The following is a 12,972-nucleotide window of genomic DNA, read 5'->3' on the forward strand; positions in this document are numbered from 1 at the left end:
GCCGGTCAGGCCACGTCGGCGCGGGCGCCGTCGTTCCAGCGGCCCAGGGCCATCTCGGCGGTGATGCCGGGGCCGAAGCCCGCGATCAGGCCGGTGGCGTCGGGGGCCGGCGGGTCCTCCTCGAACAGGCGGCGGGCCGCCTCCAGGACCACCGCGCTGGCGATGTTGCCGTACTCGCTGAGCGTGGCCCAGCTGTGGCGGAACACGCTGCGGTCGACCTCCAGGAACTTCGCGAGGTCGTCCAGGATCCGCGGGCCGCCCGCGTGCACGATGTAGAAGTCGAGGCTGCCCGCGTCCCAGCTGTGGTCCTTGGCGAACTCCCGCAGCACCGGCGCCAGCGGCTCCATCGTGCCCGGCACCCGCCGGTCCAGCTGGAAGTGGAAGCCCGTCTCGCGCACCGCGTAGGAGATCCAGTCCTCGGTGTGCGGGATGAGGTAGGAGGCGTTGCGCTCCAGCTCGATGCCGGTGCCGCCGGTGCCGCGCACCACGGCCGCCGCGACCGCGTCCCCGAACAGGCCGTCGGAGAGCAGCGAGCCGATGTCGTCCATGTCGGGCTGGTAGCACAGCGAGCAGAACTCCGCCGACACGATCAGGACGTTGCTTCCCGGGTGGGCCACGCAGAAGTCGTGCGCGCGGTTGACGGCCGCGCCGCCGGCCGCGCAGCCCAGCTGGGCGATGGGGATCTGCCGGGTGTCGGGGCGCAGCCCCATCGTGTTGATGAGCCACGCCGTCAGCGACGGCATCAGGAAGCCGGTGCACGACACGTAGATGATCGCGTCGATGTCACGGGCCGCCACGTCGGCGTTCTTCAGCGCCTCCTCGACGACCTGGGGGGTGCGCTTCTTCGACTCGACCTCGTAGATGCGGTTGCGTTCGGTCAGGCCCGGGTGGCGCAGGGTCTGCTCGATGGGCTGGACGAGGTGGCGCTTCTGCACGCCCGTGTTGCGTATCAGGCGCAGCGCGAGCGGCAGTTGCTCCTTCCCCTCGTGCACCCGCCGGGCGAACTCCAGCGTCTCCTCCATCGTGATGACGTGTTCGGGCGCCTGCACCGCGGGCTTGCACAGCCTGGCCATGTCTGGGTCCGCCTTCTCTAGGGTCTGCCTGGGGAAAAGTGCGCGTGCACGTACATGTGGGAGTGCGTGTGGGTGTGGGTGTGGGGCTGCGTGTAGGTGTGGGGGTGGGGCCGGGTGTGGGGTGCGGGTGCCGTGTCCGCCGCGTGGGGCGTGTACGGTTCCGCGTCACGCCGCCGCGGGGTGCGGGGCGAGGTCCATCAGGGCGGAGAGGACCGGCGGCCTGCTCCAGTCCGGCGCGCTCAGGGTGAGTTCCAGGCGGCGCGCGGTGCCGTCCTTGACCCGCACCGGGCCAACGGCCGCCGTCAGCCGTGCCGGTGACGGTGCGTCAGCCCTGTCGTCGCTGCCGCCGCTGCCGTCATCCGAGGCGGGGGCGGGGGGTCCGGGGCGGGTCACCGCGTGGACGTACCAGACGCCCGCGGGGATGCGCTCCAGCGTGAAGGGCCCCGGCGCGGACGCGTGGGTGAGACGGACGGGGGCGCCCTGCAGCAGGGGGCCGGCGAAGACGCCGACCCGCACCGCCCGCCCAGCGCCGCCGCCGCCGGTGATGGTGGTGGTGTGCAGGAGTCCCGTCACCGTGCCGGCACACCGGACCGGCACGGGTGCGGCTGCGGGTGCGCGCGGCGCCAACTGAGGTGCGGGCGCGGCCGGTTCGGGCACCGCCGGGGTGGAGGCCGGGGTCAGGGGCGAGACCGGGGCCGGGGTCAGGGTCGAGGTCAGGGAGAGGGCGCGGTAGCGGGTGGGCGACAGTCCCACCAGCTCGGTGAAGCGGCGGGTGAAACTGCCGGTGCTGCTGTAGCCGACCCGCGCCCCGATGTCCGCGACGGTCAACTGCGTGCTCAGCAGCAGGACCTTGGCCTCCTGCAGCCGCACCGCACACAGGAACCGCCCCGGGGTGACCCCCGTGACCTTGGTGAACACCCGCAGGAAGTGGTACTTGCTGACCATCGCGCCACGCGCCAGCTCCTCCAGGCTCAGCGGCTCCCAGAAGCGTTCGCGGATCGTGGTGACGGCATGCCGCACGAGGTGCTCCATGAGCTGCTCCAAGAGGGCTCCTGACAAAAGCCGTCCGGCCGGTGACGGGGGTGAAGGGCGGCAGACCCGGACGAGGTCACAGGGTCGCGGCCGCCGCCGCGCGACAGGCGCGGAGAGAAACAGGAGAGAACAACAGGGGCAGAAAAAAGGGGAGTCGGGGCGCTCGGCCCCTCAACTCCCCACCGCTCCCCCGCTGTACGGACTGTCCGCCGTACGAACTGTTTTCGGGCAGGGGGCGTGTGCCGAAATAGTGACACGGCCGGTGTCCGCCCGCCAAGACTCCCCCAAAGTGACGTAGGTCACGTCAACTGCGGGGGCGGGCGGCGGAGTTGGCGTACGGATCACGCCACCCGCACCCGACCGGTTCTGTAGCGGCCTGCTGCCACCATCGGCCCAGACCCACACGACCGGACACGGAGGGCGAATGTCTCGCGCCGAGGAAGCCACCGTCAGGACCAAACGGTCGACCGCACCACCGGCGCGGGCCGGCGGCTCAGCCGGCCGGCTGGAGGGGCTGCGCCGGACCGGGGCCCTGATCACCTTCATGCTCGGCGCCCTGTCCGCGGTGCCGCCGCTGTCGATGGACATGTACCTGCCCGCGCTGCCGGACGTCACCCGCTCCCTGCACACCTCCGCCACCAGCGGCCAGCTGACCCTGACCGCGTGCCTGACCGGCATGGCGCTGGGCCAGCTGATCGTCGGCCCGATGAGCGACCGGTGGGGCCGGCGCAGGCCGCTGCTGATCGGCCTGCTCGTCTACGTCCTCGCCTCCGTGAGCTGCGCGCTGGCGCCCGACGCCGCGCTGCTGATCGGCTGCCGGCTGGTGCAGGGCCTGGCCGGGGCGGCCGGCATCGTCATCGCCCGCGCCGTCGTGCGCGACCTCTACGACGGCCTGGAGATGGCCCGTTTCTTCTCCACCCTGCTGCTGGTCTCCAGCCTCGCCCCGGTCGCCGCGCCCGTCCTGGGCGGACAGGTGCTGCGCTTCACCGCCTGGCGGGGCGTCTTCCTCGTCCTGGCCGTGATCGGCGTCGCGCTCACCGCGCTGGTGTGGCGCCGGCTGCCGGAGACCCTGCCGCCCGCCCGGCGCCGCGGCGGCGGCGTGCTGGGGGCCCTGTTCATCATGCGCGGCCTGCTCGCCGACCGCGTCTTCGCCGGCTACGTGATGGTCAACGGCTTCGCCTACGGCGCCCTGTTCTCCTACATCGCCGCCTCCCCCTTCGTCATCCAGGGCATCTACGGCGCCTCCCCGCAGACCTTCTCCCTCCTCTACGGCCTCAACTCGCTCGGCATGATGATCGTCGGCCGCGTCAACGGCAAGCTCCTGGTCGGCCGGGTCCGCCTGGACCGGGCCCTGGGCGCCGGGCTCGCCGTCATCGCCGTGGCCGGGACGGTGCTGCTGCTGGTCGCGCAGGGCGTCTTCGGCGACGCCGGCACGATCCCGGTCGCCTGCTGCCTCTTCGTCATGATCTCCGCGCTGGGACTGGTCCTGCCCAACACCAACGCGCTGGCCCTGATGCGCACCCCGCACGCCGCCGGCTCCGCCTCCGCCCTGGTGGGCACCTCCTGCTTCGCCATGGGCGCGATCGCCACCCTCCTCGTCGGCATCGCCGGCAAGGGCACCGCCGTCCCCATGGCCGCCGTCCAGACCGGCAGCGCGCTCGCCGCCGTCACCTCCCTCCTGCTCATGTGCCGCCCCTGGCAGAACCGGCCGGCGGAAGAGGCCCAGCACTGAGCAGCGGGCCACCGAGACCCCCTCCCCTCCCCCGGTACGCCGCGGCAGCTCCTGCGGACCGCTGAACCACGCCGACCACCCCAACGATCCGCACCACCACACCGGGAAAGCGGAACCCGGCGCCCACCCGACACAACGGCTGTCGGCCTGCCCACCCTCAGCCACCGAAAGCGAAACGGTCCGCCGACTCCGTCGGCGGACCGTCAAGAACGATTGAGGCCGGCCTCAAAACGAGATCACCGAGTGGCCGTCAACACACCACCTCAGCGGACGTGACCCAGTACCCGGCCCCACCTCATCGAAGGGCTCATCGCCAAGACCGGACTCGACTTCCAACCGCCGTAACCCCAGCCATTGAAGATCTCCAGGGTTGGCGAACGAGGGCTGCCGGAGACGGCCGAAGCGATCATAGAGTGACACTGTGCTGGATCTCCTGGTGACGCTGCTTCTGTTCGCCTTGTTGCTCATGCTGCTCATTGGCATGAGGCTGATGCGTGGCCCCAACCGGATGGCCCAGCCATGGCGGATCCTCTATGTATTCCTACTTGCCGGGCTCGTGCTTGCGATTGTCATGTCCACAAGGGCGAGCTTCGCGTTGTGCCGCACACAACCGGAGACCTGCGAGTCGGTCCCGCCCGGTGAACGGTAAGCCGGTTCCCGCGCCTTCCGCGAGCGGTTCTTCACCCACTGCAACACCGTCCACCGGCACTCCCGCATCGGGCTGCACACCCCCGCATCCGTCCACGACGGCACAGCGAAAGCCATCCAGGCCCAGCGAGCCGCAGTACTGGCCGACGCCTACACCACCAACCCCGACCGATTCCGGCGACCCCCGCCTCCCGGGGCCTGGCCGGCGCGGGCGTCTGTCTTGCCGAGCGAGCGCAGCGGGACGTCGTGGGGCCGGAGGCGGCGACGAGAGCGGGGGACCGTCCCGGCCCGAGGGCGCGGGACCGTCCGCATAACCGATGCGCCGGGCCGGGGCGTTCTTCCTTATACGGGCTCCCCTCCCCGATAATGGCCCTCCGTTGTCTGGCCGTGGGGGGCTTGTGTCGGATCGTGGTTCCACTCCTGTTCCGCCCGCCATGCGCAGGGTCGCGCGGGACTTCGAACTCGGGTCGCGCCAGGGGCTGGTGTGGACCGAGCCCAAGCGCTTCCCGTGGATCGTGGTGCTGCTGCCGACACTGGTCGCACTGCCGGTGCTCTGGCTGGGGGTTTCGGCCGCGGTGGAGGGCCAGCGGAGCGACGGCGCCTGGTACTACGGGCTGCCGCTGCTCATCTTGGGGACCGCCATGGTCGCCTCAGTCGGGTATTTCCTCTTCCTCGCGCTCACGAGACGGCAGACGCAGGTCTGGGTAGGTCACTACGAGCACGGCATCGTCCGGGAGGTCGCCGGACACGTGCCGGAGGCGTACTCATGGGACGAGATCGCCGGCGTTCGGCGGAGCAGCACCAAAGTGACGAACGGGATCACCAGCGTCACCACGCACGAACTCTGGGTGCGTCCCCATGAGGGCGCCGAGATCACGGTGACCGACGCGTACAACGGGGTCGCACGGTTCATCGACGAACTGGAAAAGACCTTCACGCGCGTTCGGCTGCCGCAGGACAGAGACCGGCTGAAGGCGGGCGAACGGGTCGACTTCTTCGGGGCCCACCTCGATCCCGCCGGTGTCGGATACCTCGACCACCGGCTCGACTGGCACGAGGTCGACCGGGTCACGGTGGAACAAGGCCGGCTGGAGATCCATCGGCATGGTGACGGAAAGCCGTGGGCCAGGCTCCCCGTAGAGATGGTCCAGAATCTTTCGGTCTTCCTGGCCCTCGCCGCAAGGATGCGCCAGGAGGCGGCCGGGAAACGGCCCTGACCAGACGATCCGGCCTGATCCGGCGAAGGCCAGCACTCCGGCAGCAGATCTGGATCAACGAACCAGCACCACGGCGGTCACCGTGCTTGGGAGAGGAACTACCTGCACCTCTCAAACAACGGCATTGGCCGTGCCGCTGGCTCCGCGCCCATCCCGGTGTCGAGATCGCCTGCCGCGACGGCTCACTCACCTACCGGCAGGGCATCACCGACGGAGCCCCCGACGCCGTGCAGGTCAGCGACCGCTCTCACCTCTGACAGGGACTGCCCCGCCGCGTCCAGGACGTGACTGCCACCCACCGCGGCTCGACTCCGGCCGCACCTACAGCTCCGTGGCCCGAGAACTGGGCCTGGACCGCAAGACGGTGCGCAAGTACGCCAGGGCCCGCACCTGGCAGGAGGTCGTGCGCCGCCCGCCCCACCGACCCTCCACGCTGGACCCTTACCTCGGCTACCTGCAACAACGGTGGGACGAGAGGCAGCACAGCGCGAAGATCCTCCATGAGGAACTCCTGACGAAGAGCTATCTCGGCCACTACCAGCGCGTGAAGATGGCCATCGCCCCCTTGCGGCGGGGCTGCCCTTGGACGAACCACGCGAACGCCCGCCCTCCCCGCGCGAGGTGTCACGCTGGATCAGCACCCGCCCGGACCGCCGCAGCCCACACTCCACCGACCGGCTGCACCGACGAACTCAGTCATCTTGCAAAGAACGACCCTACGATTCAGCTGATCGGCTTGCCTCGCCTCTACCACGGAGAGTGACCCCGAACCGGTAGTCTGGGGCCAGGTCCGGCCCCTGCCGGTGCACGGCAGCGAGCAATCCCACACAGCCTGGAACGCACGGGCGTCATCGCCTGCGGAGCCAGGGAGCCGACTTCCTCGGTCGGACGGGCCAGGGCCTCAAGCCCTTTGCAGGCGCAGCTGTGAACGCAAGTGTGCTGAGCACCATGCTGCTGGCCCCCGGAGCTGCAGGCATCACCACAACCGCTGCACATGGGCCGGTGTCCGTGTCAGGTCCTTGCATGACAAGTCGGTTTTATTGATGCAGTTGAGGGCTCGTAGCTCCGGGCGGATCCGCCCGGAGCTACGACTGGGCCACAGGTACCGCCCGCCGGGCGATGGTCGTGTGGACCACCGCCTCAATGCGGTCCCGGCCGCCCTCACGGCAGTCGGCCTAAGGTCCCTCACTGCTGTGAGGCTGTCCGTCCGTTGACGCCCAACCGAACGGGAAACCGGATCACGGATGCGTTCGCAACACCGTGACCTGCCGAAAGAAGATGTGCCACAGCCTCTCAGTTCAGCGTTGCGTCGTTTGGCCAACAGCCTCGGCGGGCCTCGAACGATCCGCTGGTCGTCGGTGCGCTGCGGCCTGCGTGCGACCACCCGCACCCGATGGGTCCGAAGACCGGCCGCTCTTGATGTCAGCCGCCGTAGAGGGTGGGCAGATCGACCAGGAGAAGGTCGTCACGGCGGTCGGCCAGGTCGACCAGATCGGGGTAAAAGCCATGCAGGGAATACAGGGCCAAGGTCGTGGCAGCTGTGTCGTACCCCTGGTCGGCGAGCAGGGCACGAATGCGTTCCAGGCGTTCCAGGTCACCGGTCCCACGGCGGGCGGCGGTCGCCTTGGCTTCGCCTAGCAGCGCGATCTTCGCGCGGGGAGCCTGCGGGCGCTCACCGGCGGCCAGGGCGATGACGTCGACCTCGTGCTTCGTCCGGGCGGTCTGGTCGGCGACCTCGGTGGTGCCGACCGGGCCGGGCAGTCCGCCGGGCAGCAGGGTGTGGGCGTAGCGCCGGGTGAAGTCGCGGGCCAGGTCTTCGAAGTGCGGCCCGAGGATCTTGGAGTTGAAGGTCGGGGCGGCCTGCTGCCACACCTGCTCGGCGAAACCCTGCTCCACAGCGGCGGCCTGCGGGAGGGTGATGAGCTGGTTGAAGCGGATGACCGGGTCCGCGAGGGTGATAACGGGGTGCTTGGATCGGAGGATGTCCTGTTCCCGCCGGATGTATCCAGTGGATTCCAGCACTCCGAGAGGGTGGGCGACGGCGTTGCGCGGGCGTTCCAGCGCGGCGCCGATCTTGCTGGGTGTGGTGGCGCCCCGCGCGATCGCGGTGAGGATGTCGTAGTACAGCGTGTGCTGCGTGATCCTCGGGTCCTCGCGCAGCAGGTACTCGGTCTCGGTACGCGAGTACACCGCCCTGCCCGGATCGAGCAGTGTCCGGGCCAGCCACGTGTCGAAGCCGTCGTCCGGATGCGGCCGGGCAGCCACCGGCCGATAACCGGGGGCCCCGCCCAGGACCGCATGCACCTTCAGCGCGGTCAGCGGGTCGGTAATCTGCCAAAAGGTCCTGCTGTCACGGTAGTCGAAAGCGCCCAGTCGCAGATCGACCACGGCCCGTCCCCGCAACGGCTTGGTCCCCGAGAGCAGTTCGTGCATGACGCTCATCGCGGAGCCGCACAGGATCAGCCGCGGCCCCGGCCCGGCACCGGGCCGGGCACCCCTCTGACGCTCGTCGTAGAGCTGCTGAAGCAGACCCGGGATCTCGGGTGAGTGCTGGAGCAGATACGGCAACTCGTCGATCACCAGGAACGGGCGCGACGAACGGGCGGTCACATCAAGGGCATTGGACAGGACGTCACGCCAGTCGGTCAGGCGCAGGCTCCCCGGCCGCAGGCCGGCGTGGGCGGCAATCGCATCACTGAACCGCTGGATCGCGGGAAGTCGCCCCTCCTCCCGGACGGCGGTGACGTAGAGGCCGCCGACCTCCTCGGACAGGGCCTGCAGAAGGTACGACTTCCCATGCCGCCGCCTCCCCGACACGATGCCGAGCCGCATCGCCGGATCCGGATCGGTGAGGAATTCCGCAAGCAGACCCCATTCCCGGTCCCGGTCGACCACGTCGTCCGGCTTGACCGGCAGGTCCTTCTTCACTCGCTCTCCTGTACATCGACTGCGACGCAATGCGTCTAAGTCTACTTCGACATAATGTGGCGCACTGGAATTTCCCCTCTCCCCGCGACAGGTCGCCCCACTTTTCGGTGTCCCGAAGCCCGCCGCCGACCGGATCACCGACAACTTCGGTTCCCCTCCGGCACTCAGCCGACGGCGTACTGATCGCGCGCGTCCGGAAGTTCCAAAGGGTGAGCATGGAGGCCACGGAGCGCACATGCTCGGCGAGCACTGCCCCCGTTTACAGCAGGGGCAAGGTTCAGACGCTGGGCGATGGTGTCGCGGACGAACGCGGGAAGGTGCCCGGATTCTGGCCGGGATCCCATCGGGTGAGGAGTCGTTGGCGGATCTGCGGCGCTTCGCCGGCCTCAGCCGCGTGGAAGCAGTCCGCCTGCTGGCCCCCTCACTGCCCAAGGGACCTGCCCGGGCCACGGCATGGAAACTGCAGGTTCTCGAATCCGGCCGGCCCGTATCGGCCTGGCTGGAAGCAACCGTCCGGGAGAGCGTCGTGGCAGTCATGGCCGATGTCTACGGTGTGTCGCCCCACACCGTCAGGCGCAGCTGGTTCAGCGCGTTTCCCGAGCACGTCCACCTGCTGACGCCCGAGGCGGCCCGGCCAGGTCCGCCGGGACACCAGGAAACCTGATCCATCAGCAGACCGCACGTTCCACGATCCGCCGTGCCGGGGACCTTCCCGTGCCCGGCGCCGGCGCACAGGGCTGGGCAAGCAGCCGGACAGCAGCCCGAAGACACTGGCCGCTGACGTCACAGGCGGCAATCACGCAGCACTGTCGCAGGCATCCGCCCCTGCCTCAGCTCCCTGGTCAGGAAGTGCTGGGGTGCTGGGTCCTGGCATGGGACACCAGCCGCACCAGCACGGACCGGGGAAGAAACCGCCGGGAGGCGGAGCAACCGCCGGTACCCGTGTCTCTGCCGGGTATCTGAAATGCCACCGGTTCAGCTCTTGAATGCGTACCCGCTGGTTCACCAGCACGGCTGGCTGCAGCCGGGCCACGAACAAGGACTACGGCTGGCGTTTCGGCGTGGACGTCGATGCCTTGGCCCTGCCCTCCGTGCTCTGTCCCGAGGAGTGCCCTTGAACGTGTGCGTCCGGTGCCCTGGTAGTAGGGCTCAGGGCGTCCACCAGCTGACGGTGCATCCGGCCAGTCTTTCCTGGATGCACCAGGATGTACCCGGCAACTTCGGGGATAGCAGAGGCAGCGGCCGGAACCCTGACGGCGTACGGCATCCGTCTGGGACGGATTCGGCACGGCGCCCGCAGTGCTCCCGCCCTGCACCAGCCGGTCGTGTCCCGCCTCGTGGTGTAAGCGACCTTGCTCGACGCGTTCCGGTAAGCCGCGCGTCGGCCACCTGATGGGCAACGACGCCCGCGTCGCGCGCGGCTGACCTGCCGTCAGCGCCATCGGCGGCCCTGAATCACGTCAGTGTCGCGATGACCTGCGCATTCCGAGCACTTGATCGGCTACACCACCTGGCGGGACGCGATCCACCAGCCTGCCGTCGGGCTGCCCGCGCGGAACAACCTCACCTGCGCGCCGTCCGACTGCCCGCATCGTTCGTCACAGCAGCCACCTTCGCGGAGCACCTGGATAACGAAGGGCACGATCGCCCGGACGACTGGCCTTGGCCGGCAGATGTACGCCCCGGTGCCCCGCAGACCCCGGCCAGGTCACCCGCGCTGTGAAGCGCAGGCTCAAGATGGTGCAGCACCAGCCGGAGGTGACCGACGGCTGCCTGGCGGGCACCGCCCGACCCTGTGGTCGTGATCGTCAGAAGACGCCGAAGAAGCGATACCACCAGCTGGGCCGCTGAACATGCGAGGGCAGGCGGCTCGGCCCGTCGTAGTCACGCTCCAACACTTCCTCGGCGACCACCGCGTAACCGAGCTCGACCAACACGCGCTTCACCCTGACAAGGTCGACGCCGTCCAGTTCACCCTGGCTCCGGGCGTCCTCCGTTCCGAAGAAGGCGCCCGGGTTGTCCGCGCAGACCAGAGCCAAAGAGCCGAACTTGCTCACACAGACCACGATCCGGGTTCCGCATACGGTCGCGTCCGCAGGAACGACGACACGTCTGTTGTCCTTCGACAGTGAAGTTAGTCGTGTGCAGCGCGCTGACCTGCGGCGACTAGGTTGGATGGCAACGCGAGAGTGACGGGCTCACGAGTGTGGGCTCTGGGCCACTTCAAAAGTGGCCCAGAGCCCAAGCCTGGACAGCAGATGTTCACCGGCCTGGGCAGCGCCATGTGGTCGACGGGTTCGAGCAGGCGGGGCCGGCGGTCACCGATGCGGCGGCTGATCGGTCTCGGCGGCGGACTGCTCGGTGTCGGCGGCGTGGAGGACTTCGCGGATCAGCAGGTCGAGGTCGTCGGTGATGGTGCGGTAGTTGCACAGGGCGGCGCGCAGGACGGTGCGGTCGTGGATGGAGACGGTGGCGAGGTAGGCGCGTCCGTTGTCCTGGACCCGGCGGGCGATGCGGGTGTGCAGGGCGTCCGGGTCGCCCTGGTCGGGGTCGGTGATCCGGAAGCAGGCGACCGGCCACGGGCCGCCTGCCAGCAGGTGGAGCCGGGGTTCGGCGGTGATCCGCTCGCGCAACTCGCCGGCGAGGGCCAGGTAATGCTCGATGAGGCCGGTGACGCCGTCGCGGCCCAGGTGGTGCAGGGTGGCCCACACGGCGAGGGCGCGGGTGCCGGGGCGGGTCAGTTCGATCGTCGCGTGGGACAGCCAGGGCAGTGCGTCCGATTCACCGGCGGTCAGGTACGACGCCTGGTGGGCGAAGGCCGTGTGCAGGTGCTCGGGGTCCGGGACGAGCAGCGCCCCGCACCCCACCGGCACGCTGAGGGTCTTGTGCGGGTCCACGGTCAGCGAATCGACGCCACCGACGCCCACGTACTGCGGTGCGAGGGCCGACACGCTTGCACCGAGTCCGCCCCAGGCGCCGTCCGCGTGGTGCCACATGCCCACGCTCCGGCACAGGTCCGTGACCGGTTCGAGCGGATCCACGGCGCCGGTGGCGGTGGTGCCCAGCGTGGTGACGGTGCAGAAGGGCAGCAGGCCCGCGTCCAGGTCGGCGGTGACCGCGGCGCGCAGCGCGGCGGGGTCCAACTGGTCGTGCGGGTCGGTGGCGACGGGGCGCAGCCGATGGGCGGGCAGGCCGACGCAGGCGGCTGCCTTGGCGACGGACATGTGCGCCTGGGCGCTGTAGTAGAGGGTGAGACGGGCGTGGTCACGGTCGAAGGCGGGGCCGTCGGCGGAGCCGCGCCGGGTGAGGAACCAGGTGCGGGCGGTGGCCAGGGCGAGCAGGTTGGCCATGGAGCCGCCGCTGGTCAGCACCCCGCCCGCGCCGTCGGGCAGACCCGCCAGGTCGGCGAGCATGCGGACAGTGCCGCGTTCCAGGTCCATCAGGGCGTTCTCGCCCATGCCGCAGGTCGCGTTGACGGCGCAGGCCAGCAGGTCGGCGACGATCCCGGCCGGTGCGGGCGGTGAGTTGACCCACGCGAAGAACGCGGGGTGCCCGTTCCCGGTCGGGTATGGCGCGATCTCGTCGCGCACGAAGTCCAGCACCGCGCCCAACTCCCCGCCTTGCTGCCGCAGTTGCCCGGCACGCAGCTCGGACCGCAGCTGCGTGGGCAGCGGACGGCTGACCGGGCCCTGGGGCAGTTCGCTCAGGTACCGGGCGGCCCACTCGGCCGCCGCCACGAGTTCGTCCCGCAGCACCTTCGTATGGACCGCGGGCGGCTCCGGGGACAGGCCGAACTCGCCGAACCGAGACGGAGCTTGGTCATGCAAACGCTGAGCCATGGTGGCGTGTGGGGCCTTTCGTCGTCACAAGGCCCCCTGGTCAGCGAAGCGAGGGCCATGATCGCAACGAGCTACTTGCCTCAGTGGACACGTGGACCAGCACACTCCAGTGCGCTCACTCTGCACGACTGGGTTCGCTGTCAAAGAAGCTGAAACGGCTGGGTTCCATGTCAAGCGCCTCGGTTGGATGACAGAGGACATCCGTACTCGCCGGAGTCCTGAGTGTCCTGCTCAGCCGTGCACCGAGCTGCAAAGTCGTCTTCGAGCCGGCTCACCAGACCGCTGAACAGGGCTGCAGTCCCGGCACGGTTGTAGTGCTGCGGCCACTCCAGCCAGTCCGGATCATCGAGCTCGCGCAACAACACCGGCAGGACCGCTCCGCTCCCGGTCATGCGGTCATCCTGACGCGACAGCCGGACGCGGAGCGGTCCGGGGTACCACCCCGCTCGCCGTTCCCCGACAGCATTCGGCACTCACGAACGTCCGTCGCCACGGCAGAATCA

At 69.7% G+C, this 12,972-nt stretch carries 10 protein-coding genes; 5 read left to right on the forward strand and 5 right to left on the reverse strand.

The annotated features are described in order from the left end of the window. Positions 1-5: 5 nt before the first annotated feature. Both OG714_RS00730 and OG714_RS00735 read right to left on the reverse strand, forming a co-directional pair. Entirely contained in the window at positions 6-1,073 is a 1,068-nt protein-coding gene (locus tag OG714_RS00730; protein ID WP_406117776.1) for a type III polyketide synthase, read from the reverse strand. A gap of 165 nt (positions 1,074-1,238) precedes the next feature. Next, positions 1,239-2,117: a helix-turn-helix transcriptional regulator gene (locus tag OG714_RS00735; RefSeq protein WP_406117777.1), complete on the reverse strand. Its 879-nt coding sequence runs from the start codon at positions 2,115-2,117 to the stop codon at positions 1,239-1,241. Between the two features lie 412 nt (positions 2,118-2,529). On the opposite strand from OG714_RS00735, the gene OG714_RS00740 reads away from it, so the two are divergent. From OG714_RS00740 to OG714_RS00755, 4 genes are all read left to right on the forward strand, one after another. Further along, positions 2,530-3,837 (forward strand): multidrug effflux MFS transporter, encoded by a 1,308-nt coding sequence (locus OG714_RS00740; RefSeq protein ID WP_406117778.1) that lies wholly within the window; start codon positions 2,530-2,532, stop codon positions 3,835-3,837. A gap of 421 nt (positions 3,838-4,258) precedes the next feature. Next, positions 4,259-4,486, forward strand: coding sequence for a hypothetical protein (locus OG714_RS00745; RefSeq protein ID WP_406117780.1), 228 nt, complete (start codon positions 4,259-4,261; stop codon positions 4,484-4,486). A gap of 433 nt (positions 4,487-4,919) precedes the next feature. Then, positions 4,920-5,702: a DUF6585 family protein gene (locus OG714_RS00750; RefSeq protein ID WP_406117781.1), complete on the forward strand. Its 783-nt coding sequence runs from the start codon at positions 4,920-4,922 to the stop codon at positions 5,700-5,702. Positions 5,703-6,033: 331 nt separating this feature from the next. Then, the gene (locus tag OG714_RS00755) at positions 6,034-6,465 is read left to right on the forward strand and encodes a hypothetical protein (RefSeq protein ID WP_406117782.1); all 432 of its coding nucleotides are present in this window, start codon (positions 6,034-6,036) and stop codon (positions 6,463-6,465) included. Positions 6,466-7,124: 659 nt separating this feature from the next. Here OG714_RS00755 and OG714_RS00760 read toward each other — a convergent pair. Then, complete coding sequence (locus OG714_RS00760) at positions 7,125-8,630, reverse strand: ATP-binding protein (protein ID WP_406117784.1); 1,506 nt, start codon at positions 8,628-8,630, stop codon at positions 7,125-7,127. 358 nt (positions 8,631-8,988) lie between these two features. On the opposite strand from OG714_RS00760, the gene OG714_RS00765 reads away from it, so the two are divergent. Then, entirely contained in the window at positions 8,989-9,294 is a 306-nt protein-coding gene (locus tag OG714_RS00765) for a hypothetical protein (protein WP_406117785.1), read from the forward strand. Positions 9,295-10,438: 1,144 nt separating this feature from the next. Here OG714_RS00765 and OG714_RS00770 read toward each other — a convergent pair. Continuing rightward, positions 10,439-10,687 carry a hypothetical protein gene (locus OG714_RS00770; RefSeq protein WP_406117787.1) on the reverse strand — a complete coding sequence of 83 codons (249 nt, stop codon included), beginning with the start codon at positions 10,685-10,687 and terminating at the stop codon, positions 10,439-10,441. A 261-nt stretch (positions 10,688-10,948) separates the two neighbouring features. Next, positions 10,949-12,457: a pyridoxal phosphate-dependent decarboxylase family protein gene (locus OG714_RS00775; RefSeq protein ID WP_406117788.1), complete on the reverse strand. Its 1,509-nt coding sequence runs from the start codon at positions 12,455-12,457 to the stop codon at positions 10,949-10,951. Between the last annotated feature and the right edge of the window lie 515 nt (positions 12,458-12,972).

Origin of the sequence: Streptomyces sp. NBC_00989, assembly GCF_045162655.1 — a bacterium.
Classification (GTDB): Bacteria; Actinomycetota; Actinomycetes; order Streptomycetales; family Streptomycetaceae; genus Streptomyces.

Bases quoted from the DNA above. Each gene is read 5' to 3' on its own strand.
- OG714_RS00730 (WP_406117776.1), bottom strand. From the start codon at position 1,073: ATGGCCAGGCTGTGCAAGCCCGCGGTGCAGGCGCCCGAACACGTCATC.
- OG714_RS00750 (WP_406117781.1), top strand. From the start codon at position 4,920: ATGCGCAGGGTCGCGCGGGACTTCGAACTCGGGTCGCGCCAGGGGCTG.
- OG714_RS00740 (WP_406117778.1), top strand. From the start codon at position 2,530: ATGTCTCGCGCCGAGGAAGCCACCGTCAGGACCAAACGGTCGACCGCA.